The sequence below is a fragment of the Mesorhizobium kamtschaticum genome (genome assembly GCF_056174585.1).
This window is the reverse complement of record NZ_JBWBWI020000003.1, coordinates 220,170-245,476: the sequence shown is the minus strand read 5'-3', so window position 1 is coordinate 245,476 and position 25,307 is coordinate 220,170. Positions and strand designations below refer to the sequence as shown.

General features: G+C 56.2%; 18 protein-coding genes and 4 pseudogenes. 8 read left to right on the top strand and 14 right to left on the bottom strand.

What is annotated here, in order from left to right:
* Positions 1-43: 43 nt before the first annotated feature.
* The 12 genes and pseudogenes from AC0V7N_RS40265 to nusG form a co-directional block, all read right to left on the bottom strand.
* The gene (locus AC0V7N_RS40265) at positions 44-1,414 is read right to left on the bottom strand and encodes a tetratricopeptide repeat protein (protein WP_496628493.1); all 1,371 of its coding nucleotides are present in this window, start codon (positions 1,412-1,414) and stop codon (positions 44-46) included.
* A gap of 30 nt (positions 1,415-1,444) precedes the next feature.
* Positions 1,445-3,796, bottom strand: coding sequence for a hypothetical protein (locus AC0V7N_RS40260; RefSeq protein ID WP_496628492.1), 2,352 nt, complete (start codon positions 3,794-3,796; stop codon positions 1,445-1,447).
* Positions 3,797-3,929: 133 nt separating this feature from the next.
* Positions 3,930-4,532 (bottom strand): GNAT family N-acetyltransferase, encoded by a 603-nt coding sequence (locus AC0V7N_RS40255; protein WP_496628491.1) that lies wholly within the window; start codon positions 4,530-4,532, stop codon positions 3,930-3,932.
* Positions 4,533-4,590: 58 nt separating this feature from the next.
* On the bottom strand, positions 4,591-4,842 hold the full coding sequence (locus AC0V7N_RS40250) for a phosphopantetheine-binding protein (RefSeq protein WP_496628490.1): 252 nt from the start codon (positions 4,840-4,842) through the stop codon (positions 4,591-4,593).
* Positions 4,839-6,326 carry an AMP-binding protein gene (locus AC0V7N_RS40245; protein ID WP_496628489.1) on the bottom strand — a complete coding sequence of 496 codons (1,488 nt, stop codon included), beginning with the start codon at positions 6,324-6,326 and terminating at the stop codon, positions 4,839-4,841. The genes AC0V7N_RS40250 and AC0V7N_RS40245 overlap by 4 nt, the downstream gene beginning before the upstream one ends.
* Before the next feature lie 295 nt (positions 6,327-6,621).
* Positions 6,622-7,779: a polysaccharide biosynthesis/export family protein gene (locus tag AC0V7N_RS40240; RefSeq protein WP_496628488.1), complete on the bottom strand. Its 1,158-nt coding sequence runs from the start codon at positions 7,777-7,779 to the stop codon at positions 6,622-6,624.
* A gap of 216 nt (positions 7,780-7,995) precedes the next feature.
* Positions 7,996-8,901, bottom strand: coding sequence for a KpsE/RkpR family capsule polysaccharide export protein (locus AC0V7N_RS40235; RefSeq protein WP_496628487.1), 906 nt, complete (start codon positions 8,899-8,901; stop codon positions 7,996-7,998).
* Positions 8,902-9,205: 304 nt separating this feature from the next.
* Entirely contained in the window at positions 9,206-10,021 is an 816-nt protein-coding gene (locus AC0V7N_RS40230; protein ID WP_496628486.1) for a P-loop NTPase family protein, read from the bottom strand.
* A gap of 100 nt (positions 10,022-10,121) precedes the next feature.
* Entirely contained in the window at positions 10,122-11,384 is a 1,263-nt protein-coding gene (locus tag AC0V7N_RS40225) for an ABC transporter permease (RefSeq protein WP_496628485.1), read from the bottom strand.
* A gap of 312 nt (positions 11,385-11,696) precedes the next feature.
* Positions 11,697-12,731 (bottom strand): SDR family NAD(P)-dependent oxidoreductase, encoded by a 1,035-nt coding sequence (locus AC0V7N_RS40220; RefSeq protein ID WP_496628484.1) that lies wholly within the window; start codon positions 12,729-12,731, stop codon positions 11,697-11,699.
* Positions 12,731-14,005, bottom strand: a pseudogene (locus AC0V7N_RS40215) (nucleotide sugar dehydrogenase). The gene AC0V7N_RS40220 and the pseudogene AC0V7N_RS40215 overlap by 1 nt, the downstream one beginning before the upstream one ends.
* 140 nt (positions 14,006-14,145) lie before the next feature.
* The gene (gene nusG / locus AC0V7N_RS40210; protein ID WP_496628483.1) at positions 14,146-14,715 is read right to left on the bottom strand and encodes a transcription termination/antitermination NusG family protein; all 570 of its coding nucleotides are present in this window, start codon (positions 14,713-14,715) and stop codon (positions 14,146-14,148) included.
* 720 nt (positions 14,716-15,435) lie between these two features.
* Here nusG and AC0V7N_RS40205 point away from each other — a divergent pair.
* Positions 15,436-16,578: pseudogene (locus tag AC0V7N_RS40205) on the top strand (IS701 family transposase); the annotation flags it as partial.
* 401 nt (positions 16,579-16,979) lie between these two features.
* Here AC0V7N_RS40205 and AC0V7N_RS40200 read toward each other — a convergent pair.
* Positions 16,980-17,408: pseudogene (locus AC0V7N_RS40200) on the bottom strand (carbohydrate kinase family protein); the annotation flags it as partial.
* Between the two features lie 647 nt (positions 17,409-18,055).
* Here AC0V7N_RS40200 and AC0V7N_RS40195 point away from each other — a divergent pair.
* Positions 18,056-18,370 (top strand): exopolysaccharide production repressor protein, encoded by a 315-nt coding sequence (locus AC0V7N_RS40195; protein WP_496628481.1) that lies wholly within the window; start codon positions 18,056-18,058, stop codon positions 18,368-18,370.
* A 770-nt stretch (positions 18,371-19,140) separates the two neighbouring features.
* Here the strand turns inward: AC0V7N_RS40195 and AC0V7N_RS40190 are convergent.
* Entirely contained in the window at positions 19,141-19,434 is a 294-nt protein-coding gene (locus AC0V7N_RS40190) for a hypothetical protein (protein ID WP_496628480.1), read from the bottom strand.
* 257 nt (positions 19,435-19,691) lie between these two features.
* On the opposite strand from AC0V7N_RS40190, the gene AC0V7N_RS40185 reads away from it, so the two are divergent.
* From AC0V7N_RS40185 to AC0V7N_RS40160, 6 genes and pseudogenes are all read left to right on the top strand, one after another.
* Positions 19,692-20,675: an ABC transporter substrate-binding protein gene (locus AC0V7N_RS40185; RefSeq protein WP_496628479.1), complete on the top strand. Its 984-nt coding sequence runs from the start codon at positions 19,692-19,694 to the stop codon at positions 20,673-20,675.
* A 31-nt stretch (positions 20,676-20,706) separates the two neighbouring features.
* A pseudogene (locus AC0V7N_RS40180) lies at positions 20,707-21,586 on the top strand (ABC transporter permease).
* A complete protein-coding gene (locus AC0V7N_RS40175; RefSeq protein ID WP_496628478.1) occupies positions 21,562-22,311 on the top strand; it encodes an ATP-binding cassette domain-containing protein in 750 nt (249 codons plus the stop codon). The pseudogene AC0V7N_RS40180 and the gene AC0V7N_RS40175 overlap by 25 nt, the downstream one beginning before the upstream one ends.
* A gap of 48 nt (positions 22,312-22,359) precedes the next feature.
* Entirely contained in the window at positions 22,360-23,706 is a 1,347-nt protein-coding gene (locus AC0V7N_RS40170) for an NtaA/DmoA family FMN-dependent monooxygenase (RefSeq protein WP_496628725.1), read from the top strand.
* Positions 23,707-23,873: 167 nt separating this feature from the next.
* Complete coding sequence (locus AC0V7N_RS40165; RefSeq protein ID WP_496628477.1) at positions 23,874-24,764, top strand: antitoxin Xre/MbcA/ParS-like domain-containing protein; 891 nt, start codon at positions 23,874-23,876, stop codon at positions 24,762-24,764.
* Complete coding sequence (locus AC0V7N_RS40160; RefSeq protein ID WP_496628476.1) at positions 24,761-25,123, top strand: DUF3088 family protein; 363 nt, start codon at positions 24,761-24,763, stop codon at positions 25,121-25,123. Before AC0V7N_RS40165 ends, AC0V7N_RS40160 begins: the two co-directional genes overlap by 4 nt.
* Positions 25,124-25,307: the final 184 nt, after the last annotated feature.

Sequence of the window (25,307 nt, the reverse complement as noted above, 5' to 3'; positions counted from 1 at the left end):
CGCGACGCCATGCGCAAGAAGATGAGCGCTGGGCATCGCGCCCTTAAGCTACTGGCGCAAAAGCGGTGACAATTTGCTCTGCAATTTGATTTCCAGGCTCAATGGAAAGGCATCTCCTTGCGGCTTCAACAGCTGCGGGAAGATCGCCAAGCTTTTTGCGGCTGCGGGCCAGTCCGATCCAAGCCTTCACATTCGAACCGTCTACGGATGCCAACCGCTCATAGTAGGATACTGCCTGTTCGAAATTGGTGACCTTGAAGGAGTATTGGGCGAGGTTCGCCAACGCAAATCGATTGTTGCTGTCGATATCCAGCACCAATTCTGCTAACTGGGTAGCTTCCTTAACGCTCCCTTCCTTCATTAAGCGTTTGTACTCACGGACGGTGCCGCGGAAGACGCGCTCCTCAATGTTGTCGTATTTGGACAAGTCCAAGGAGGATTTCTTAAGGACGGAGAAACGATGGGCGGCCAAGAGATAGTTGTGAGTGCGCAGGAATTCCCTAAGCTGAAGGAAGACAGCGCGTCGGGTTGCTTCGCCGATCTTATCATCGGGCACGGCAGCACCTACGCTCGCCAAAAGGACAAGAGCGTCCAGTTCCTGATTAGTCAAAAGCGCCAGCCGCAAAACGCGACGCACCACCGATGGATTTTCAGGTGTCAGGCGCACCAGACGCGCCCATAACTCCAGAGAGGCTTCGTTATGTCCGCCTTTTTCATACGCGGTCGCCAATCTTTTCAAAGCGGTACTGTGATCGGGACTGAGCGCCAGGACACCGTGCCAGGTTCGAATATAGGTATTTGCGTCCGTTTCAAAATTGGCCTCGATCGCCTTTACGGCGGCGGCATGAATGAGTTGGCGCAACCTGCGCTTCATCTTGGCGTCTCCGGGACTGAGGCTCAGTCCCAATTGCCAAAGCCTGGCAGCCTTCTCTTCGTCGCCTTCGTTTTTCGCCTGGAGGCCGGCGGCCGCCAATTGGGCGGCGATGCGCCGTGATAAGGTTTCGCGCTGTTCCGTTTTCTCTGCATTTTCCGGTAGAGCTAGCAGTAACGTGGCTGCATCCTCCCACCTTCGTTTCGCGGCGAGCTGGTGAGCCGCACTTTGCACGTCGGGCGCGGCAATGGCCGCTGCGGCGCGAGCAGTTGCGACGAGGTCTGTGTCGTCCCCTCTGCGAATGGCGGCTTTCAGTTGGAGTTTCAGCGCATTCTGGTTGTCGGGGATGAGTGCCAACAGCGTTGCCGCGGCGTCTCCGACGCGGACATAGTCTCGCTGCTTCCAGGAGACTTTCAACTCCGTGTGTGCGCTGACGACGCTTTCAAAAAATCCGAGATCAGGTGATATACTGGCGGTGGCGGACATGTTTTCGGGGTTCCTCATTTGCGTTTTAGGTTGGTACTTTCGAGACTTGGCTTTCATGCTACCTAATCCTACTTTCGAGTATACTGTCTATTGGTAGGGCAAATCGACGGTCTCTGAGCAGGCCCAATCATACATTTCAGTATTGTCGTGCGGATCTACATAGTACGGAACTTTCGCACGAATGCCGCTTCGCGCTCCTTCATGTCGCCCGCAATTGGTCCCAGTGATGCGTGCAGCTATGAAAAGCTTGGCGCCAGATCGGCTTATTGGGCTCGAAAAATGTATTTCGAGTAGTTTGTCGTCGCGAGCGGATATGGCGAGGGAAGTTATTGTCGGGCCAGCCGCTCCCATTCCTGCTGCATCAATTCCTAGCCCAGCCCCCAGATTTGATACATTTATGCGGTCATCGTTTTGCTCGAGCGTGATTGTTCTGGAATATTCAAGACCGATCACATTTGGTCGCAGCAACCGCACTTGACTGACGCGTAGCGGTTCCAATCCAGGCCCGAAAAGGTCATCAAGTAAGAAACGGCCGAATTGGAAGCCAATGCGGCGGTAGCCGATTGCTTTCAGATGAGCCGACCGACCATCGGAACGCATTTCGGGCTCGTGATGGTAAACAGGCCCAACACATCGTATATGCGGGTCAGCTTTTGCCACCCGAAGCTGTGACCAGACGCTTTCTGCTATTATTCCTGGTCGCGATGCTCCGCGATTGGCTTGATATGTGAGCATAGGTACAGAAGCCACTTGGCCAGTTAGGTGCCGGATATCCGTGTCATATTGCTGCCGGAGCAGGATCAGGCCTCGCTGATAAGAATTGGCGGGCGTTCCCCGTCCGGCGTCGGACTCGCCGTGTGCGAGACAAATCGCCAGGACTCGGACACGTTTGCCTTCGGCACGGGCAAATTCCGCTGCCTTCGCCACCAAACGCATGGCCTCCAGATGCTGTGCCGATCCTCGAAGTAACCCGTCAGCGCTCCCCTGATTAAGCCCGCTCAGGGTTGTGCCCCCGCGTCCAACAGACGCAAACACCACGGTGGGCTTCTTTCCGAATCGACTTTCGCAGGTACGCATCAAGTAATCGGCCAAACCTCCGCAGGGTGTTTCCTTGGTCGAGCCGGTGGCCCGCTCAAACAGGTCAACGAGTTTTGACACGCGCCTGCCTCGAGGAGCAGATCCGGCATCGAACATCAGCGCGCGCCCAGGATGTTCTGGCACGGAGGTAAGAGGCGCGTCCCCTGCCTCATCGTTATTGCCACCAAGTGCCCAAGACTGGCCGACGACAAGAATCATGTTGAGCACATTCACGTCGAAATCGAAATGAGACGCTGTTTCCGGGTGATAAACGAGATCGTCTGCGCTCACCATCCCACTGTCTGTGCCCGTTTGTAACTCTCCAGCATCTCTCGGGGGAATCTCACCCCCAACCGTTGAGTTGTCCTTCTCGCTCCCGTCGACGCTGGTGGTTTCGCTCAGACGCTTGTCTGGACTCTGGCGCTTATTTGGGATCTGTGGTGGTTCGTCGTTTTCGAGCTCGGTTGGAACGAACGTCCTCTCAATGAGATCCTCCGGCGTCCCTCGCCCGGCGACTCTGCTTATGAATTTATATAGATGGTTGGCGATCTCGGGAAAAAACCCGGGGTTCCAATGGCGGCAATCATCGGCGAGGACACGTTTCACGCCGTGGCGTGCTACGAAAGGAGCAAAGTCCATCTCGTAGGCTTTGAGCCGATGTGCGACCTCGATCGATTGGTCCTTAAGTTCAGTGGGCCAGGAGATAGGCCTCCCGTCGGGCATGTATCTAAAATTGTGATGAACCAACGCTAGCGGCATATCTAGCGTTTCTTTGATGCGCCCGATGTAATTGGTCATATCGTCAACGTTCAATTGACGCGTAGTCGTTCCTCCGACTAGATCGTGAAGCCACTCGAACTCCTCCGTAAGAGGAACCAATTCGAGGAGCTGTTTTGCATACTTGGCGCGTTCGGATTCGTTCTGTTTGACAAGAGACGACCTCCATTTGGCCACTATTCGTGGCGGCACATTTAGATGCTCAAGCTCTGGCAGGATGATTTCTTGAAACCGATTCGTGTTAACAACGAAGCCATCGTACAAGATATCGATAGAGGTGCTCATTTCGACAATTATTATGTCGGCAGTATATGGGATGGCCATTTGCTCTTTGCTAGGCTCTCGGCTGCTATCGAGATAACAGAACCGCCGCACGTGCGGCGGGATTGTTTTGCTGCCGGTTATAAAATCCAAGAGCTGGACAGCACTCGCTGCAGAAATGGAGAACGGCGTCCTGAGGAAGCCCATCTCCTTGTATATTCCGCCCAGCTTATTATTCTGATGCAGAGCCGAAATTAAATTATTGAGCAAGCAACCGCCGAATGATAGCGGGCGAATATTATCCAATGCAATAACTCCTTTCATCGGCCTCAACGGCTCTGCTCACAGCTTTTTTAACGCCAATCCATCACCAATAAGGGACGCGATTTGGCTCGCACAGCGGTGCGCCATGGATCTTCGCCATTCCTCAAGGTGAATGACTAGTTCTCGATCCGAACTATTGTGGACTACGGACCAGAACGCGAATCGGAAAGTCTGATTCAGTTTGAAACTGAAATCCTAGCGACTTGTGCAGCTTTATGACGATCGCGTTTGTGGTCGCAACGTGTAGGTATATTGGAGTATTAGGATAGCGATCAAGCACATGATGCATCAACCGCCGCGCAACTCCTTTTCCCCGAGCCGCCTCGGCCACGGCCATACGCGGGAGATATTTTCCCTCGCCTGATGCAAGGGTTTCAACATTCGAGCCATGGCCTTCGAGGGCTCTCTTGAAATTCATCCTAGCGTCCCGATCCAGGTGCCGCACGATGTCCAACATTCCCATCCGCTGGGATGCATCCAGTTCGCCTGCGTCGACAACTGATAGAAGTCCCAAAATTGCACCCTCTTCCCACAGGGTCCAAGTTTCTGAGAGCTCGGTCGACGGTGAATCAATTTGATCGGCTAAAATGAGGTTGAGCTTCGGACGGTCGATCGGAACCTTGTCATACAACTCCGGCAACGCTTGATATACGAGGTCACCCAAAAACGCCTTTCCCTCTTCTGAAAAGTCGTTCTCAATCTCTCCCTTCACCAATCGCCTGATATTCTGGTCCAAGGTATCCACCTTTTGTAATAGAAGAATAATGCACGCTGAATATAAAGAAGCTTATTTCTTACTTTTTCGATATCTTCTCTTTAAGAACATCGAAAAGGCCGCCGACATTCTTGAAAGTGACGATCTCCGCACCGCTGAAACGAACGCTGAATGCCTCTTCAATCATTGCGATGAGACTAACATGCGCCATGCTGTCCCAACCAATGACATCTTCCGCAACGGTCGCCCGTGCAATTTCGGTGTCATTCTCAGGAAACTCGCCGTTTATGATTTCGACGACTTTCTGGAACAATTTGCTGTCCTCTATCATGTGCGCTCCTTCTTCATAATAAGATTGTCCTCGAACCAGACTGCTGCTGCTGTGCGATCCAGTTTGTCATTCTCGCTGCGCGGTGCTCTCTGAATCTCAAGGATCCATGTCGGTATGGCATGGGCTTCGACGATTTCTGACAACGCTGCTTTCAGCTCGCGCTCATTGAGCGGTCCCAGTCCGTTAGATTCCACGACAGCCGCGAGTCCATCGCCTCGTTTAAAGACGACAGCCACAGGCCACCCGCACTGCCGAATGGCGGAAACGATCTCATCGAGCTCGATCCGGTATCCCTTTACCTTGACCTGAAAATCAATCCGCTCCTTGAAGAACAAGCGATCGTCACGGATTTCCGCCCAGTCACCGGTCAGATACCCACGCTCCCCCGACAACTCATCCAATACGCGGAACTGCTGCTCGGTCTTTTCCGGATCGTTCCAATAGCCCTCGGCAAGTTGGGAACCGCTAATCACAATCTGACCCTCGGTGGGAGAACGCCCGCCAATAAGCGAGATCTTCATGCCTGGTATGGTCTGACCCAGGGCGGCAGACGTATGGCAGTAAGATCCGTAGTTGTCGGAGGTCAGAACTTGCTCAGTTACAGAGATCGTAGCTTCGGTTGGGCCGTAGGTATTTTGGGCGAGCGTGTCTGGCAATGCGGAAAAAATGGCGTCCAGTTGCTGTCTGACGAGCGGTTCCCCGCAGAAATTAAACAGCCGAACACTCCCTAGGTTTTTCCTTGTTACTTGCCGCGCCCGCATCATCAAGCTAACGGCGCTAGGCGTGGAATTCCAGATCGTAATAGCTTGCCTCGCGATAAATTCGGCGGGCAACATTCTGTCGCCCTCATCCAGCAAGGGGTGAAGCGAAGCGCCATGGCATAGTGCCCCAAATATATCTGTCATGCTGATATCGAATGCTAGATTTGGCTGTTGCGAGAGACGATCATCCGGGGTGATATGAAGGCTCTCCAGCCAGGAAACGTAGTTTGCCAATGCTTTGCGTGAAACCATTACGCCCTTTGGCTCGCCAGTCGATCCTGACGTGAACATGACATAAGCCAGTTCGTGGCGCGTTCCATTACCCAAGAAACAGCGATCTGTGTTGATCATATCTGGATCCAAGACCTTCAAGTTAGGAACTGCAGTGGCAATTTCAGCCGCCAACTTTGGCTTGGCCACGAGAAGATCAGGTTGCAACCGATGCAGGATTCGCCGAAGCTTTTGTATCGGCGCAACCGTGTTCAGGGGCGTATGAAAGCCCCCGGCTAATCCGGACGCCAGGATGCACGCATAAGCATCGGCCTCTTGAGGGAGCGCGATCGCAATTCGCGGCTGCTCGAATGACGAAAAAATCTGTGCGTAGATTCGGACTCGCTCCTCAAGCCAAGCATAAGAATATTGACGCGCGCCAACGTCTATGGCCAAGCGCCCAGGATGACGAGAAGCTACCGAGAGAAACCTGTCAACTACATCCACCATCATTTCATCTATCTCCGCGTAACGATAAGAAGATTAGCCGGTGGCTTCCGCAACGGAGTACCCACTTGACCTTGCACCCGCGCCTGTCAACTGCAAATGGTGACGCGATGCATGACATATCCGAACCGAATGATCGGCAACGTCATACAGGATCCTTAAGTGTGTAGACGACCATAGGCGTGTGAGAAACCGTAGGGCCTTGTTGTGAGTATTTCGTGCTTGTCGCAGGCAAGTTGTTCCGACTGATAGTTTCGGAATATTGATCCTCACACGAGCACGACGGCTGGCGGGGCCAAATTCAATTGGCGAACGCGACACCTCGCAACGAGCCTGCTGTTGAGGTAATCCCTCTGACCATCGTTACAAATTTGTTGAACTGAACCACAGGCGAGTTGGCGACGTATATGATGTCCCTATCACGAATGGCGAGCTGCTGTGCATAGAAGTAGTTATCCGCCTTATTGAGTCGCAGACGATAGATAACTGGAACTGGGTCAGACCCCATAAGATGAGTTGAATTGGGCTTCAATGCGCGTACTAAGCGTGCCTCTTCGCGCCGAAAAAGAAATATCGCACTACTATCGGCTTGCGCATCTTGAAGCCCGCCCGCTTTGGCGATGGCTTGAAGGAGAGACATGGGTTCCTTGTCTATGGGGTAGTCTTTTTGGGCGGTAACGGCACCAAGCGCCACAAAAATCGGAGGGTCGCGATACACATAGATATTGTCCCCCGGATATACGAAGACATTTTGACTGGGATCTTTTAGGATCGTGTCGAGAAGGGTCACCTCGCTCAGGGCACCGCGTGTTAAGCGAACCTTGGTCTCCTGCGGCATTGTCCTTATGCCTCCAGATTGAGCAATAACCTCCAGTAGACGATCACCTTTCAAAGAAAGCGCCACGCGCGCCGAGCCGGTCGCGTCGCCTGAAACCGTCGCGGTAGCCGCGCTGCCCTGCGTCGAAACGATGACCTGTGGCTCAACGGCTTTATTTGCCAATCGCGCCTCTATCGCCTTTGCCAGGGAGCCTGGCGTGCGGCCGGCTGCAGTGATACGGCCTGCGTAGGGCACGCTGATTGATCCATCACGGTCGACGGTTTGCTGTGGAAGTGAAATGCTGTGCGAGCTTCCCATGGGCGCACCTGGCGTCGATGATCCGGAGAAAAGTCCGCCGGAAGCCGCTTCGAAAATCGTCACGACAATCTGGTCTCCGATCGTGAGTGCCTGCGAAGGCGCTGGCGGATGGCGTGAGAATTGACTGGCAAGATCACCGGATGGGCGGTTACGAAGCACAGCCAGGGTAGCATCAGTGATATCGACTACCTCATAGAGTGCGGAATCGGCACCTTTACCCTGCGCATTAACCACTGCACTGGCCGTGGGCCCCGAGGCCGGCAAGTTAACGCAGCCCATCAACAGCGCGGGCAAAAGTAATAATAAGTGACTTGTTTTTTTCATTAGCTTGATAATGTCCCCTAGCGGTAGCAGCTATTGGTACGGAATCGTCGTAGAGCAAGCGGAAGGAGACCTGCACTGGACTTCGGACCGACACTCGCCATCCGCCGCGGCGGCGACGATCGTAATGGCGAACTGCATAGCTATGTTGACCTTGAGGCGCGCAGGCGCGGCGCCGTCGTCATCGACCCTGTTGCGCTGGCCAAAGCCTGCCGGACGTCACGCGGCGAATTGTGATCGAACGATGCTTACTATCAGAGAGCCGAAAAAGGCGAGACCGACACCGATAATCGATGCCGCCAGTAGGCTTGTGATCGGGTCCGGATAAGACGGTCTTCCATCCGCCCTGGGCTCGGCGATCACAATCACATATTTTTGCTGTCGGATGGCGGCTTGCCGAGCGTAATCGAGCGCCTGCCGGGCCGATGTCAAATTGGTCTCGGAATATTCCAGGGCAGCGTTCAGAGCCTCATAGCGGGAGATCTGGTCAGTTGCTGATCCACTGGGGCCGCCTAATCGCTTGCGCGTCTCCGCGATCCGATCCGTCAATGTCTTGATGTCTAGGAGGAGCGGTCGACGCCGAGGATGATCGCTCGCACCGGACGCGTCGATCGTGGCGAGCTCGTTTTGATCAGCTGTCCGCTGTGTTTCCAATTGATTGATCAATCCGTTTAGCATGGTCACGTCGGCCGTCGGATCGACGATGCCGGTCTCGCTCCGCCAATTAGCCATTTGCTGCCTGGCTTCTGTGGCACGCTTCTCTGCGCGGGCCAATTCTTGCTCGCTGAATCGCAAAGCATCTTCACGAGCGCGTTGGTTCATTTGATCTGCGAATTCCTCGGTCATCCGAACGAGAGAGGACGCGATGAGCACCGAGTCCTCTGGCTTAAAAGAGCTGACGTCCATCACGACGATCTGTTCCAGCATATTGAAGCGCGCTGTCACGCGCGCCCTATAAGCGTCGAAGAGCTGATCGTCATCAGCATTCTGCGGTAACCTCACCAAGGGATCGGAATTCGTTCTGATAAATAGATTCCGGATATCGATCCGGTGTCCTAGCCTCGCCAAAGCCTCCCGCGAAACCAGAAAGTCCCGGGCCGCATATCCATCAACATAGCCATCCATCGGTCCACTACCTGACGAGAATAACGAGCTGACAGGTGACGTCGCTTGCATGGTGTCGGATCCTCCGCGGATCGCGAACCTCACCTCCGTCGTATACATCGGGGTAGCGATGAAGAAAACGAACAGCGACGTCGTCAAAATCGGCAGCGTTACACAGAGAACCGCCGCCCAGGTACCCCATTTTGATCGCCTGCGCGTTACGCGACGTAGTTGGATAAATCGGCGTTGGTCGTCCGCCCCTCCAGGTGAGACTGGGAAGGTTGGAGCCTCAGCAGGTGAGACCGGGAAGTTTGGGGTTTCTGCATCAGAGAGGGTCGTCGGCAAGGTCGTCTTCGAACTCTTTCTGAGCATCGTAAGAGGCAACACGAGGCGGATACCGATCAAGGGCCTTTTTGAGATCATTCGCAATTGTCACTCGTCCCCTATTAACGACAATAGCCCTGTCGCAGTATTTGCTGAGATCGGCGACCCGATTGCTCCCTGCTATGAGCATCTTGCCAGCCGATCGCTTTTCGAAGAGTGTATTCCACAGGTAGCTGAAGCGGTCTTTAAGGAACGGGAATACCCCTTCAACTATATAAATATCGAAAGGCGGCAGAAGCGCGGCGGCAAGGCCGAATTCATACCGAAATTCCGCCGGCCAATGTTCTACTTTCCCATTTATATGCCTAGGGTCCGTAACCATCGTCTCTAGTATCGCATTTGATACATGCATATCCAAGCCGTAAAGCCTGCATATCAAAGCAATCACGTGTCGGCCAGTCACATTGCCACGCAAAAAAGCCGGCCGGCCAATCGGCCACGACGTCAAGCCAATGAAACTTATCCTCCCCACCTGCGGAGGCCTGAGCCCGGCCAGAAGATCAACCGCGGGCTTTTTCGCAAGCGGATCACTTGTAAGCAGTGCATATCGTCCCGTTGGGATATCGAGGTCTACAGACGAAGCGATTTGTCGACGAATGCCAGCGATCTCAGGCTCGTCTGATGTTCGTTGAAAGGAAATCATCAAACTTAGCACATCGCTGGCAATGCAGTTGCTTTCCAGCGATTTATTTCTGCTACCAGTCTTGTTATGTCCGTGCTGCCACGCGCCGCGGAAGCCGGCGGCCATCTCATCCATGTTTGCGCCAAAACTGCAGGCATTAGGAGTTGGGAGCTCCAGCAATTCATGTCAGTCTCACCCATGTTGTCGAAGGCCGCCGAGCGTTTCTAGAAACCAGTTAGACCGGCTGCACGTGTCGCCGGAACCATCCCTCCAAAATAAGGGCAGAGCAAGCCAAGGAAATAACCGCAAGCCAAAAATATGAAGGCTTTGCGTCAGTGCATGGATATGAATGGAAATACGCGCCACGTAAAAGTTGCATGCCATGACTCAAGGGATTCCAAAGAACATACTTTCTATATACTTCTGGGAATTGCTCCGTAACGTAAAACACCGAAGAAAAAATCTGCAACGAACGTTCGACGGCGCCGGTCAATCGCGCAAAAAACGGCCACACCCCGATAATAACACCAAATATGAAACCTATACTTACGCCACACAGCCACATACCAACGAAGTAAAAAAATGCGGTAAGAATATCGTCCGGCAATGATATCACGCCAAGATAGCGGCCGATACCGAAGAGAAGCGCCATAGAAACCATGTAAACGATCAAGTACAGTATTGCTGTGGTTATGCCCTGGTGGAAAGGGGAAACCATTGGCAGGTTTAACATTACGCGGTTGTGAGCTATTTGCCCACTCACGCGAAAAATCGTCATGCGGCAGGCTACCCACGTTCCTGATCCAAGCAGGGCAAATGTAGGAACGTCCATGTTGAGAATGTAGTGAGTTCCGACTAATAAATAGACCGAGCTGATAATTCCCAACATAATCATCGGTTGAATCAATAGCCATATAAAAGCAAATGGGCCGTCTCCGTTTATAGCGTGGAAATTATGGATAAATAGAGCCCATATTATTTTTATCGACCTCAAGTGATGTGTGTGATCTTCGTTTACATTACCTGCTAGGCTCGTATTGAAGAGTGTAATGGCTTCCATGTATTCTAATGTGTCTTCTTGACGTTGTATTAGCGCGGCGTAGTCGCCGTCCTTCTTTGCTCTCAGTGTCTCTCGCTCTGCACGTATCACCATTAAATCGCGACGTGCCTGGATATTAATTTTAGCCTGTTCGTTCTTTTGAATGAGCGCGTCCAATTCCGCGGGTTGGTATCCCGCGCGCCAAACATCTACGCCGGCTCGAATGTCTTGCTCCAAGAGACGGATGGTCTGTCTTAGTATCCTAAGTTCGATATCCTGCAGCTCACTGTCGAGCGGAGCGCGCATATTTCCCATGGCGATCTTAAGTTGCTCTTGAGCTTTATCATAGATTTCGCGCCGCCCGCCCATCTTTATATTCGGGTTACGTGCCAGAATTCGGAGTATTATCCTCAAATATGGGACTCGTCTTGATGATGTGCCGCCGACCGTAGATTCCATTCCTCATCCTCAAGCAGCCAGGTGGTCACCAACTGAGCCTTATTCGTCGGAGCCGGCGTTTCACGAGCGCCGCAGCTAGTACGATCTCGTGTCGGACCCTCGACGCCGTCCCTATGTGGAACGCCGACTGAAGCGGATCGGTGGCAATGACCCTTTGCGGGCCGGCGACGAGGGTCCGGAACGGCATGATCGATCCGACCGAAGCAAATTCGGCCAACGCGTCAGCGGGCATCAATGCCGGAGGGCCCCAGTTGGCGGCGACGGCCGAGCGAGATGAAGTCTCTCAAAAGTTCTGATAACATGGAGCGTTCATCATCGGAATGCGGTGCCGCCGAAATACGCCTGATACCAGTCCACAAACCGGCCGACGCCCTCGGGCACGGACGTGCCCGGGCGGTAGCCGACGGCCTGCTCTAGCGCCGAGGTGTCGGCGAAGGTATCGGGCACGTCGCCAGCCTGCAGGGGCAACAGTTCGACAATCGCCCTTCTGCCCAGCGCAGCTTCCAGCGCCATGACATAGTCGGTCAGCTTAACCGGATTGTTGTTGCCGATGTTGAAAACGCGCCAAGGTGCATTGCTGGTGGCCGAGTCCGGATTGGAGGGGTCCCACGCATCATTGGGTGTGGCTGGCTGGTCGCTCGCGCGCACCACGCCTTCAGCAATATCCTCGACAAAGGTGAAGTCGCGCGTGTGGTTGCCATTGTTGAACAGTTTAATCGGGAGTCCGGCCAGGATGTTCCTGGTGAACAGGAACAGCGCCATATCGGGTCGACCCCAAGGACCATAGACCGTGAAGAAGCGCAGGCCTGTGGTGGGCAGCCGGAACAGATGGCTGTAGCTGTGCGCCATGAGCTCGTTGGCACGCTTGGTGGCAGCGTAGAACTGCAAGGGGTGATCAGCTGGCCTGTGCTCGGAAAACGGCATGTTTGTGTTGGCACCATAAACGCTGGACGTGCTGGCATAGGTCAAATGCGCAACGCTAGCATGGCGGCATGCCTCGATGATGTTGGTGAAAGCAATGATGTTGCTCTCAACATAGGCATGCGGATTCACTAAACTAAAGCGCACGCCTGCCTGCGCGGCAAGATGGATGACGCGGTCGAATTTGTGTTCGGCAAAGCAGGATTCGACGGCGGCGCGATCGGCCAGGTTGGCGCGGATGAAATGGAAGCCGGAATTGTTCGTCTTGTTGAATTCCTGAAGGAGTTTCAGGCGCCCTTCCTTGATGCCTGGGTCGTAATAGGCGTTGACGCTATCAATGCCAACGACCTCGTCGCCGCGCTCCAGCAATCGCCTGGCGACATGATAGCCAATGAAGCCGGCCGCGCCGGTGATCAGAACCTTCATCAGAAACGCCCATCCGTATGTTCCTTAGGGAAGATGCCTTTGATATCGTAGATAACTCCGGGGGTCTTGCGCAGCTCCTTCAGGCCGACAATGCCAAGCGTCTGGAACTCCCTGTGCCCGACCGCCACGACGATTCCGTCATAGCGGCCTTCAGGCTTGCTCCTCGTGCTGGGAAGGCCGAGTTCATAGGCGCATTCTGCTGGCGAAACCCAAGGGTCCCAGATATCTATTAGGGCATTGTATTCTTGAAGCCCCCTGACGATGTCGGCGACTTTGGAATTGCGCAGATCCGGGGCAGTTTTCCTTGAAGGCCGCGCCCATAACCAAGATCCTGCTGCCGACGACCGGTATACCCTTGCGCATCATCAGGCGCACCGCTTGGTCCGCCGCATGCTGCCCCATGCCGTCATTGATGCGGCGGCCGGCCAGGATCACCTCGGGGTGGTAGCCAAGCTCCTGCGCCTTGTGCGTGAGATAGTAGGGGTCGACGCCTATGCAATGGCCGCCAACCAGGCCGGGCGTGAAGCGCAGGAAATTCCATTTGGTACCGGCGGCCGCCAACACCTCGGATGTGTCAATTCCCAGCCTGCCGAAGATCAGCGAAAGCTCATTCATTAGCGCGATGTTGAGATCGCGCTGGGTGTTCTCGATGACCTTGGCGGCTTCCGCCACGGCGATTCTGCCGACCAGATGTGTCCCCGCAGACACTATCGATGCATAGAGCGCATCTATGGCGTTGGCTGCTTCCGGGGTAGAACCGCTGGTCACCTTCACGATCGTTTGCAGGCGGTGTTCGCGATCGCCTGGATTGACGCGTTCGGGGCTGTATCCCAAAAGAAATCCTCGTTGAAACGCAGGCCTGAGGCTTTCTCTATCAACGGCGCGCAGACTTCCTCGGTACAGCCGGGATAGACTGTGGACTCAAAGACAATGACAGCGCCCGGCGAGATCGCTTCGCCCACTGTCTTCGAGGCGGCAACAAGCGGTGCCAGATCGGGGCGATTGGCCTTGTCTATGGGGGTCGGCACGGTGACGATGAAGATCCCGCAGGATTTGAGTTCCGTCCTGTCGGTAGTGAAAACCAAGCCTGTAGCGGCAGATATCTCGGCTCCGTCGGTCTCGAGCGTGGAATCCTCGCCGCGCCTTAGGGCGGCAATGCGCGCCTCGCTTATGTCGAAGCCTATAACGGGCCGCCTCACGCCAAAGGCGACGGCGAGTGGAAGCCCGACGTAGCCGAGCCCGATAATCGCTATCTTCTTATCATCCAGATTCACCTGTCCCGGCTCCGTATCTTTACCTGTTCATGCTCAGAATTATCGGACGGAGCCAAACCACAGCTACCGCACTTCCGGGTGAAACCGGAAGCTTTCACATGCAGTCGTGAGATTGCGCGACGAGAGCGAACGCCCTCTGATTACGCAATTCCGACAAGACCCCTGGACTCCAGATCGACAGGGATTTCGCCATTCATGAAAGAGATCAAAACCCGGGCCCGCCCTGTAGGATCAAGCCGATCAAGGCGACCTATCAACTCGGCAAAAGGACCCGATACAATTCGAACCGAAGATCCCGGCAAAAGGCCGCCGCTGAAATCGAGCAGGCCATCTTCGCCGGTCAATGCAATGAACCGTTCGACTAAGCCAAAAGGGACCGGAAGCGGCCTATCCCCTTGCGTGATCAAAGAGCGGATACCGATAGTCCCGTTGACAGAGCGCCAGCGCTGCTGAGTGACATCGAAGGCAACAAACATGTACCCGGGAAAATATGCTGCTATTCGTTTTGAGAGCCGCCGGGCGTGACGAACTGTTCTTTCCCCGCGTGGCACGAATGAAGCAAAACCCTGCCGGCGAAGATGTTGTTCAGCTATGGACTCCCTACCCTGAAGTACGCCGGCCACATACCAACGGACACCAAGATCGGCGCGTGCCTTCTCGTGCTCACCGTTGACGCCGGCTGCCGTCATCGGCACTTCAGACACGGCCATGGTCTCAGCTGTTCTATTCATGTTGGTAGGCCATGCTCACCCGTTGACCAATATACGCCGTCGCAAGCGTGAGCCTCTCGAAAGGGTCTCGCTTGCGTTGATCATAAATCTTCGCAAGCGGCACAATATCCAACAACTGGTCACCAAGTTCTCTCCTGCTCTCGAAAGTAGTCATCCGTTGGCCGCTTGGTAGAGTCAGACTGAAATCCAATCTACGAAGACAAGCATAATTTGATGATCTTCGATCGGATTCCTGTCTCATCGAAGAGTCCGTTCGCATGCATAAGAGAACGTCCTGGCCTTGGAGGTCTGTATCTAAGACGCCTAGGTACCGTCCGCACTTAATAAATGGTAATACTTCACCGCTCGGGATTCATGTAAACGTACATGAGTTCCAGATTGGGAGCATACCTAATTTTTATTAGTGATAGCTAATATTGTATCGTGAGTCCCATAGCCATCCTCACGCTTATCCTTCCAACAGCCGCCGCTATGCTATCATTCTTGATCGCGCCGGGGTTATGGCAATCGGAATTTGCTAAGTCAAGCTTGTTTCTAACAAGAGAATATGTGATTTGTTCGCCACCTAAATTGCCGCCATGACCTTACTGCTGTCGGTAAAAAGCAATCGAGAAAGAGGAGAGTATTCCGATTGCGTTTCGGAGTTGAATTACTGATTTTTTCGATTCCTGGACAGGTGGGCAAAAGGGGTTATTGGTGATGATTGAATCGATTGAAACGACATTGGAAATGTGGGCGGCCTCGCTGCGCGAGGTGAAGTCGCGGATTAGGAGTCTTTTCCATCAGGAACGCTTGGCGATTTCGGCCGGACTGTTCCTTGAAGGCCTACTACTAGACGAGCACCGCAAGACTGGCGTGATGAGCGTCGAGGCTGCGGGAGACCCCGGGCCGTGGCGTCTGCAGGCCATTCTCGGAAGGGCAAAATGGGACGCCGACGCCTTACGCGACATCGTGCGCAAATACGCGCTTGAAACGCTGGCCGACAACGAAGCGGTCCTGGTGATCGATGAGACGGGTTTCATCAAGCAAGGCAACACTTCGTGCGGAGTAGCGCGACAGGTCGACGGCTCGACGGGCAGGATGGCCAACTGCCAGATCGGCATGTTCGCGGGCTATGCATCCCGGCACGGGCATGCTTTTCTCGATCGCGCCCTGTATCTTCCAAGGGCCTGGACGGATGACCCTACCCGCTTGGCGCGGGCCTACGTGCCTGCCGGCACAACTTTCGCAACAAAGTCCCGCCTGGCATTGAGCATGATCGCGCGCAACGTCGCTGCCGATGTACCGTTAAGCTGGGTGGCTGCTGACCGCATCTATGCTAGCGTCGACATCGAAATGGCCCTGCGACGCTGGTGCAAGGGCTATGTGCTCGGCGTTAGCGCTAACCACCATCTTGCTTCCCAAAATGGCGTGCTCCCTGCAGAGGGAGCGGCCGAAGATATCGCAGGGAACCTCGATCCCTCCTTGTGGCGGAATTTCGACCCAGGAGAGGGCCCGGAGGACTCTGGATCCCAGCAATGGGCTTACTGTCGGTTCTCTGACTTGGATGTCGCGGAATACGACAGAACCCGTTCTGGGCTCTGGACTCCGGGGCTCTTGATCCGACGCAATGCGAACCAGGCCCTCTCCTACTTTTCAACATGGTCTCCGGCGGGAACCGAGATCGAAACACTGATCGCAGTGCAGCAATGTTGCGGGATTATCGAGGAAGGACTCCGCACTGCAAAGAGAGAACTGGGCCTCGACCATAACATAACCCGTTCTTGGCACGGATGGCATCGCCACGTTTCGCTGGTCATGCTGGCGTTCGCGATGATGTCAACGGTTCGTCACAAGGCAAGCCACGAGCGCCACGAAGCCGTCGGAAGGCTCACGTTGACCAGTCGCCGGTTCGAACGCCTACCGAGGAGCTCCGCGAAGCCGAAAGCGGGATCGCTCGGCGCCGCGGCCACCATCGCACGCCAAGATCAATCCGGCGAATGTCGCCGCAAGCCCTTCCAGAGGAACTTGCCGTCCGAAAAGCAATAAAAAAGGAGGTATCAACCGTGACATTATCCATGAAAAAGACCTCCTCCGCCGTATTTGGGATCGAGTCCGAAAGGACCGGATTCGCCTGGATCGACAGAAAAGAAGAGATGGTCATGCGACAAAATGCCGTAATCGGTGTGCCCCAGTTCACGAGAACGACCTGGCCCAGGGCCAAGCTACTAAACGCTCGCAGAGTCGGGGCGGCGGTAGCTGTCGCGCGGCGGGTCCCACAGATAACCCACGAAATGGGTGATCTTGGCGCCCGAAGCCTTGTCGGCCTCGCCATCCCACGGTCCGGGCTCGAGGCAAGCGCCCAGATATGTGTTCATCGAGCGCGCCGTCGGAGGCTCGCCCTTGAGTGGTTTGGTGTCGAAAGCGACGCCCTGGGCATGGATTTCGTGTGCACAGATTTCGCCGAGCAGATCGTTGGAGACCTTGCCGAAGCTGGCGACGTCTGCCGCCGTGTTACCCGCGCTGCCGCGGGAGGCTTTGATCGCAGGGCCCAAGCGGCTGTAGAGCAGTTCGGCGCGCTCCGTGTCGATCAGGTTCTTGATGATGCCGTTGGTCTCGATGAATTCCTCGTCGGACTGGGCGATGACGTCGACAATGGCATTGCTGATGCAAGGCACGTCATAATCCGGCATCAATGTCTCCGCCAAAAACCAGCGGGCTTCTTACCCCGCCGGCCAGGAGTGGGTCTAGCGATTCGTTGGGTTCTCGCTCACGAAAGATGCGGTCCATGGAGTTCTTTCGTTTCGGAATTTTGGTATTTGGTCCTAGCGAGGAAGGCAGGGCGATGGAAAGTTTCAAGGTCGAAGAGATGGACGGCACGAAGATCATCCGTAGCGTGTCTGTCGAGGCACAGAGCCATGTTCACGCAGTGGTGAAAGCGATCCCGCGACCGCTCAAGCCTGGTCGAGTACCCGGTAGGAAGTGGATACGCGTTACCGACTCTGATCGTATGTCCAGAGAGTTTTCCAGCGGAGACTAGACCGAGCCATGTCGCTCCCCTCGCTCATGAGCTTATCGATATTGTTGCTATTGTCCTGTGGAATGCTGACGCTTGGAGGAATGCGCGGTTACGATTTGTTCGACGATGGGAAATCGGGCCGAAGCGGAGATGGGACGTGTGTGTTCTGGATCGTCATAACAGTCTTCGCAATAGGAGTCGCCACATGATGGAGAGTCTAGTATCCTCAGAACGTAGCAGTCATTTTACTTTTTCGAATGATATACCATACAATTGGAGCAATATTCTCTGACCCTCTTGTCGCCGAATGGAAAAGATGAGATGATGGGCAATGAGATTGGAGCAGGCAGACCATCTTTTGGCGGGAGTGTGGAGGGGAAAATGTATTTTCCAAGGTTTTTAGTTAGCGCGACAGTTGTATTGGCAATTCTTCTGATTTGGACATATTATGTGACCGGATCGTGTTGGTGCTCATTGATTTGGACTGCACTCGGCGCATTGGTGCTGCAACTCGGATACTTTCTGGCTGTTGGTTTCCTCATTTTTCGCAGCGGCGCGGCAAAACTGGAACAATTACCTGCAAGAGACGAAGAACGCGTCAACCTATTTGACGGGACGGGATCAATGTTCCATTAAATTGAAAATCCGATGTCACACCTGATCTTCCGGGAATCCACCCACTCGATCCAGGAGTTACGATCATGCGCAACTACGTGCTCGGAGTGAGCCTGCTTGGGCTGGCCGCCTTGGCCGGTCTTGCGGCGGTACAGGCCGCAGCGCCACAGGCCATCAATGTCACGGCCCAATGCACCACCGACGCCACCGGTCTCAATGGCCCTCGAGCCGCGTGCGACAGCCAGGTGCAGAGGTCACGGCCCCGCACGGCTATGTACTTGCCAAGGAGACGGCAAAGGGCGGCCTGAGCTCTGGCAACGACTCGGAATAGGAATGTTGCGTCCGGTTCACCGAACAATATCGAGGTGATCCCCGGCCTGCCGCAGCCGCGGAGTATCGAATTGCAGATGCATGCCCATTCGCCGAGTGGCCACGCTTCCGACTGGGGCTGGGCGGTCTGCTCCTACAGCGTGAACATGATCCCGCTACCGCCCAAGGCTGCCAGCTAACCCCCCTGCTCGCGCGGCAAGGGGCGCTGCCTGCGGGACGGAGTGTCGGCTGCGCTCCGTCCCGCAATCATTGGTTCTTGGGCAGACGTACCACGACCTAAATCATACCATTTGCGCTCGATCTGCTACTCTACCGGACCGTCTAAGAAGTACGGCGTGCTGCAGAATGCAGCCACAGTTCCATCGCATCAGCTGTTCCCTTTGGAGGTTTTAACCTTTACACCTAAAAGGGCCTCGGTTTTCCGCCTTCGTCACTGTCTGCAACGCGGCGCGATCGCCGCTTCAGCCAGCAGCCTTTGGATGTGATTTACCCCTGGCGGAATCGGCCCCTCTCGACAAAAGCCTGACCTTTGCCAGTCTTCTACGGGCAAGCGTTCGCGCCAAAAGTTCAAAGCCGCGTCCGTAACATTCAACAATGAAAGCCAGCGTCATGAGATCGAGCAGAAAGTCGTCGATCGCATGTGTGAGCGCGTCAGACCTTTGTTCAAGCTGAAGCTGCAAGGCGCGCGCCTCTTCGATCGCGGCCCGGCAATCGTCTGCGTCTATCAGTGAATCGACCCTGTCAAAGATCTGCAAGCGTCCTCACTCTCCCCAAGCCACACTCAGCGCATTGAGGGACACGTGCCCCAAATGAGCATTGGAGACGAACAGCGTTTCCCTCGGGTGGCAAAGAACAGCATCCGATACTTTATCGTCTACATCATTTATAGACATACTGAACAGCGAAAGTAGGAGCCATTTCCAAAATTGGAGCAAGACGATGATGTTGGCTGTGGAGAGATTTTCGAGAAGGAGGTTTGGTGCATTGGTCACCGCTTTGGCGGTAACCTTGGTTGCTTCTTCCTCCGCTTTGGGGGGGCCAGGCGGGCAGTCCAGACGCAGGGAAACTGCCGACCAACATCCCGGATGGCACTGTCCTTCGTATCGGCGATCCCGAGACGCAAAGGGCACTGGAACTCTCGGGTCTGATCGATCAACTGCCCTTCAAGGTCGAATGGGCCAACATCAGCGGCGGTCCACAGACAATCGAAGCTTTTCGCGCCAATGCGCTGGACGTCGGATCGGTCGCCGACATTCCGCCCATCCACGCGACGTGGACGGGCCTCAAGGTTAAGATCATTGCCGCGAAGTTCCGCAAGGATCCGGTTGCGCACCCGATTTATCAACTCGGCATTGCGCCGGGCGTCGAGGTCAAGTCGCTCGCGGATTTGCGCGGCAAACGGATCGCTTTCAGCCCCGGTCAGGCGCAAGGCGCGCTGGTGCTGAGGGTGCTGCAGGCGGCCGGCCTGAAAAAGGAGGATGTCAATCTTATCGAACTGCCCAGCAAGGGCGACGCCTATCCGGTGGCGCTCGCCAGCAAGCAAGTCGACGTCGCGCCGATCTGGGGCGTCCTCGTCAAGCACTATCTGCACCAATATGGTGCCGACGGCGCTACCACCATACCGCATGGTTTGCGCGATGATCCGGCCCATCTCTATGCGCCACAGGCTGTGCTTGACGACCCGGCCAAAGCTGCCGCTCTCGGCGAATATGTGCGCTACTGGGCACTTGCGGCCCGCTGGGTGGAGCAGCATCCGAAAGAGTGGATCGCGGGCTACTACGTCGCCACGCAGGGCCTCAACGCAGAAGATGGCAAGTATCTCGTCGACGCCGACGGCCAGTTCGACATCCCGTCCGACTGGAATGATGTGATCGCGCGCCAGCAGGCGACGATTGATCTGCTGGCCAGGGAACTGAACAAGCCCCCGATCAAGGCCGAGGATCTTTTCGACAGGCGCTTTGAGAAGATCGCCACAAATGCGCTGAACGCGTCCTGACGGCTGCTTCCCAGGACTGGAGACGACGCAGATGAACGCAATCTCACATACCGCCTCAGTTGCACTCCCTATTCCCTACGCATCGGATGAAAGGGGGTTGCTTCCGCCTGCTGCTAAGCCTCGCAAGGCCGGGACGAGGCGTCGCCTGGCCCTTGGGCGAGCGATCCCATTTGGCGCGCTGATTGGACCTGCACTTCTTCTCGTGATCTGGTGCATCGGCAGTGTCGCCGGCCTGATCGATCCAAGAACGCTACCGGCGCCTTGGTCGGTTGTAAGCACCGCCATCGATCTCATCGCCGAAGGCAAGCTTCAGGCTCACTTGATGACGTCTGCCTGGCGGGCAGCACAGGGTCTGGTGTTCGGTATCCTGATCGGGACCGTGCTTGCTCTCATCTCAGGGTTATCCCGGCTTGGCGAAGCGATCATCGACGGCCCGGTTCAGATCAAGCGGGCGATACCGACGCTCGCTCTGATCCCGCTGCTGATGCTGTGGTTCGGCATCGGCGAGGGCATGAAGGTGACGGCCATCGCGCTGGCTGTCCTGATCCCGATCTATATCCAGACCCACAGCAGCTTGCGCGGGATAGATAGCCTATGTCGAACTGGCCCAGACCTTGCGGATGGGCTACGGCGAATTCATCCGCCAAGTCATCCTGCCGGGCGCCCTTCCAGGCTTCTTCCTGGGCCTGCGTTTGGCGGTGACCTATGCCTGGCTGTCTCTGGTGGTGGTCGAACAGGTCAATGCCACCAGCGGCATCGGCTACATGATCGACCTCGCACGCAACTACGGCCAGACCGACATCGTCATCGTCGGCCTCGTCGTCTATGCGTTGCTCGGTCTCGGCTGCGACGGCATCGTGCGCTTCTTCCAGGAAAGGTCGCTGGCATGGCGTCGCACCTTGGCGGATTGAGCGGCGCGCCAGTGGTGCGGGTCGAGCGCCTTGTGAGAAGCTTCGGGCCGCGAACCATTCTTGACGGCCTCAGTCTCGACATCGAGAAAGGGGAGTTCGTCGCGCTTCTCGGCCGTAGCGGCTCGGGCAAGAGTACATTGTTGCGCGCGCTCGCCGATCTCGATGACAAAGTCTCCGGCTCCGGCCGCCTCGAAACACCCGATAAGAAATCAGTGGTGTTCCAGGACGCTCGACTGTTGCCATGGAAACGCGTGCTGGAAAATGTGGTTCTTGGTCTCGACCTTCCGGACGCCGCAGAACGCGGACGGGTAGCTCTCGAAGAGGTTGGCTTGAGCGGCCGCGAGACCGCATGGCCGGTCGAACTCTCTGGTGGCGAGCAGCAGCGCGTGGCCTTGGCGCGATCACTGGTTCGTGATCCTGACCTGCTGCTGGCGGACGAGCCGTTCGGCGCACTCGACGCGCTGACTCGCCTGCGCATGCACGATCTGCTGCGCCAGCTCTGCGCCCGTCACCAGCCGGCCGTGCTGCTGGTTACCCATGATGTGGACGAAGCCGTGACGCTGGCGGACCGGGTTTTGGTGCTCGACAAGGGCGCGATCGTCGCCGACATCGCAATCGATGTCCCCAGGCCTCGCGATTACAGCCATCGCCGGTTCAGCGAGATCCGCTCCGAACTTCTGCGTCATCTCGGCGTCGAGACGACAAAGCCCGTGCTGCCCGTCTGAGCGCCCGAAGACTTGTCGCTCAGCGTCACCCCCCAGGAGAACCAACATATGTCCGCCGCATCACGACAGTTGAACCTCAACCTTTTCATCTATCCTGGCGGTCATCATGAAGCCGGCTGGCGCTACAAGGATTCCGCGCCTGAGAGGGTGCTCGACATCGCCTATTATCAGGAACTGGCGAAAAAGGCCGAGGCGAGCAAGTTCGACGCGCTCTTCTTTGCCGACGGCCCCGCGCTCGCCGACAACATCCGCTACGCAAGTCGCTTCAGGCTGGAGCCGCTGACATGGATTTCGGCGCTCGCGGCCGTGACGGAGAAAATAGGGTTCATCGCGACCGCCTCGACCACCTACAACGAACCCTACAACCTGGCCCGGCTGTTTGCTTCTGTCGATCATCTGAGCGGCGGGCGCGCCGGCTGGAACATCGTCACGACGGGCGACGCGTCGGCAGCGTTGAATTTCGGCTTTGACCGACACCCAACCCACGCCGACCGTTACGAGCGCGCCGGCGAGTTCGTTGATGTGATAACGAAGCTCTGGGACAGTTGGGAGGACGACGCGCTCGTCGCGGACCGGGAGTCCGGCATTTTTGCCGACACCGACAAGATCCACCCAATCAATCACATCGGCAAATATCATCGGGTGAAGGGCCCGCTGACGCTCCCGCGATCGCCGCAGGGGCGTCCAGTCTACGTCCAGGCGGGTTCGTCGCAAGACGGACGGTCATTCGCAAGCCGCTATGCCGAGGCGATATTCACAGCCCATCAGACACTCGGCAACGCGCAGGAATTTTATGCTGACATCAAAGCGCGCGTGAAGTCGGTTGGCCGCAACCCTGACCACGTCAAGGTGTTGCCCGGCATCAGTCCCTTCATCGGTTCAACCGAGGCTGAAGCCAGAGCACTGCATGACGAGTTCAACGAGCTGACGCAGCCGGAATATTCTCTCGATCAGTTGCGCCGTATCGTCGACGCCGACCTTTCCAGCTACGATCTGGACGGGCCATTTCCCCGCGAGCTCATCCGTGTCGAGGGTGAGCGCGGTGCGAGCAGCCGCTTCCACGTTGTACTCGACATCATCGAGCGCGAGAATCCAACCATCCGCCAGTTGCTCCACCGCCTCGCCGGGGCGCGCGGGCATTGGGTCCAGGCCGGGACGCCTGAACAGATAGCCGACAACATCCAGGAATGGTTCGACAACGGTGCAGCGGATGGCTTCAATGTCATGCCGCCCTATCTGCAGGGCGGGTTCGACGTATTCGCCGACGAGGTGGTGCCGATCTTGCGCAGGCGCGGACTTTTCCGGCACGACTATGAGGGGGCAACGCTGAGGGACCATTTCGGACTGCCACGCCCGGAAAGTATATTCAGCCGGCCGCAAAAGGCGAGCGCCTGAGCTACTCGCAGCGGGCACAGGCAAGCTCGCGTCCCGCGACTGACAATTCAGCCAGGGAGGGTCCAAATGCAACTCAGCAACCTATCGGGTCGCATGCTTTGCCACTGCGATTCCAACAGCCCTTCGTAGCCATTCAGCAACCGGCTCGCGGCCGGCAAGGCGGATGAATGACCAGATTTCAAGACCCACTGGATGGAATTTCGCAGGAAATCTTGGCCGGATTGGTGGCCCAGGCGGTACAACAGGCATTGATGCAGCACGGCTTCCTGCTGGACGCAGAAGCGCTTGTTTCCACCAGCATGATCGCCGGGAGCGTTGCTGCCGCCCTTCCCTTCCTGACACACGCACAGCGGCTCGCGATCGGTTCTTTCGGAGGCGACTTGCCCGCGCTCGCCTCAGAGTTCTTCGGCATGATGGCGAAAAGGATCTCCCGCCGCGATTCGGCTGCGTCTGACTGCGCCTGTGAAAGCACTGCGCCGACGGATGGGATGCCCGTGTCCAGACACATTGCCGATCGCGCCTCCGACCTCCAGGCGGTGCTCATCGAAGACTGGGCCGGTGAGGTTGCCGGGTCGACCTATCTGGAGGAGAAATTCCGCATCCCTCGCTCGACATTGCATCGCTGGCAGCGGCGGGGCGAAGTCGTGGGGCTGCGCAAGGGCGGTCGCAAACATGTCTTCCCGCTCGCCCAGTTCGTCGACGGTAGGCCAGCCATGGGCATAAGCGAGGTGTTGGCGGCGATTAGCAATCCGAGACTGGCCTGGTTCTGGTTGACCCGGCCCTGTCCAGAACTCGACGGCCGCATTCCCATCGAAATGCTCCGCGAGGAATCGATCGAGGACGTGGCGCGAATCGCACGCACCCTTTTCCAATCACACGTTCCGGCACCCGCCTCCACGTTTTCAACGGGGGCAAGAAGCCCCGTCGCCGATCCCTCACTGGCCGACGTTGGCGCCATTTTCCAGATGCCTTCCGACTTGGCATGTTCCAGAATTCCCGCCGGCAGCAGTAGGTATCGACCACCGGAAGATAGTGACCGAAATGGAGAATTCCTTTGACCTCCGCCAACCCAGACAAACCCGTCCTGTTCCTGCTCTCCCCGGATTTCGAAGACGCCAAATTTCCAGGGCAGCGTTTCTTCTGCCGCCATTCAGCGCTGGTGGAAGGGGTGCTGGTCTCCTTTCCGACGCTTGCAGAAGCGATCGATGTTCACCGAATCGCTTTCCCACGGCCGCGAGGGCAAGTTGTCGATCTGATCGGTGAAACCAATCAGGCCCTCCCGGTGCTGGTGCTGCCGGCCGGCGAGGTTTCGAAGCATGCATCGGGCGAAGCCAATGGCCGCCGATTCGTTTCCGGCGCGGAGCGGATCATCGACGCATTGGTTGAGCGCAGCCTGATCCCTCCGCCACACCCATGAGCCAGGTCGGTGCGCGACATCCGCTTGCACGGCATAGGCCGGATGTTCCAAAGCCGGCATCAGACGAGAAAGGGTTTTTCTCCTGAAGGGCCAAATTTGCCATATAGTCTATAAAATCTATAGACTATATGAATTATGATCCGAACCTAGGAAGTCCTTGGCCCACGCGGCCGCCGAAGGTGGA

Coding starts and splice junctions, on each gene's coding strand:
- AC0V7N_RS40230 (WP_496628486.1), bottom strand. CDS start 10,021: ATGGATGAGATGGCCGCCGGCTTCCGCGGCGCGTGGCAGCACGGACAT.
- AC0V7N_RS40170 (WP_496628725.1), top strand. CDS start 22,360: ATGTCCGCCGCATCACGACAGTTGAACCTCAACCTTTTCATCTATCCT.
- AC0V7N_RS40220 (WP_496628484.1), bottom strand. CDS start 12,731: ATGAAGGTTCTGATCACCGGCGCGGCCGGCTTCATTGGCTATCATGTC.
- AC0V7N_RS40240 (WP_496628488.1), bottom strand. CDS start 7,779: ATGAAAAAAACAAGTCACTTATTATTACTTTTGCCCGCGCTGTTGATG.
- AC0V7N_RS40175 (WP_496628478.1), top strand. CDS start 21,562: ATGGCGTCGCACCTTGGCGGATTGAGCGGCGCGCCAGTGGTGCGGGTC.
- nusG (WP_496628483.1), bottom strand. CDS start 14,715: ATGGCCGTGTCTGAAGTGCCGATGACGGCAGCCGGCGTCAACGGTGAG.
- AC0V7N_RS40195 (WP_496628481.1), top strand. CDS start 18,056: ATGATGGGCAATGAGATTGGAGCAGGCAGACCATCTTTTGGCGGGAGT.
- AC0V7N_RS40235 (WP_496628487.1), bottom strand. CDS start 8,901: ATGGATGGCTATGTTGATGGATATGCGGCCCGGGACTTTCTGGTTTCG.
- AC0V7N_RS40265 (WP_496628493.1), bottom strand. CDS start 1,414: ATGAAAGCCAAGTCTCGAAAGTACCAACCTAAAACGCAAATGAGGAAC.
- AC0V7N_RS40225 (WP_496628485.1), bottom strand. CDS start 11,384: ATGGAATCTACGGTCGGCGGCACATCATCAAGACGAGTCCCATATTTG.
- AC0V7N_RS40165 (WP_496628477.1), top strand. CDS start 23,874: ATGACCAGATTTCAAGACCCACTGGATGGAATTTCGCAGGAAATCTTG.
- AC0V7N_RS40245 (WP_496628489.1), bottom strand. CDS start 6,326: ATGATGGTGGATGTAGTTGACAGGTTTCTCTCGGTAGCTTCTCGTCAT.
- AC0V7N_RS40260 (WP_496628492.1), bottom strand. CDS start 3,796: ATGAAAGGAGTTATTGCATTGGATAATATTCGCCCGCTATCATTCGGC.
- AC0V7N_RS40250 (WP_496628490.1), bottom strand. CDS start 4,842: ATGATAGAGGACAGCAAATTGTTCCAGAAAGTCGTCGAAATCATAAAC.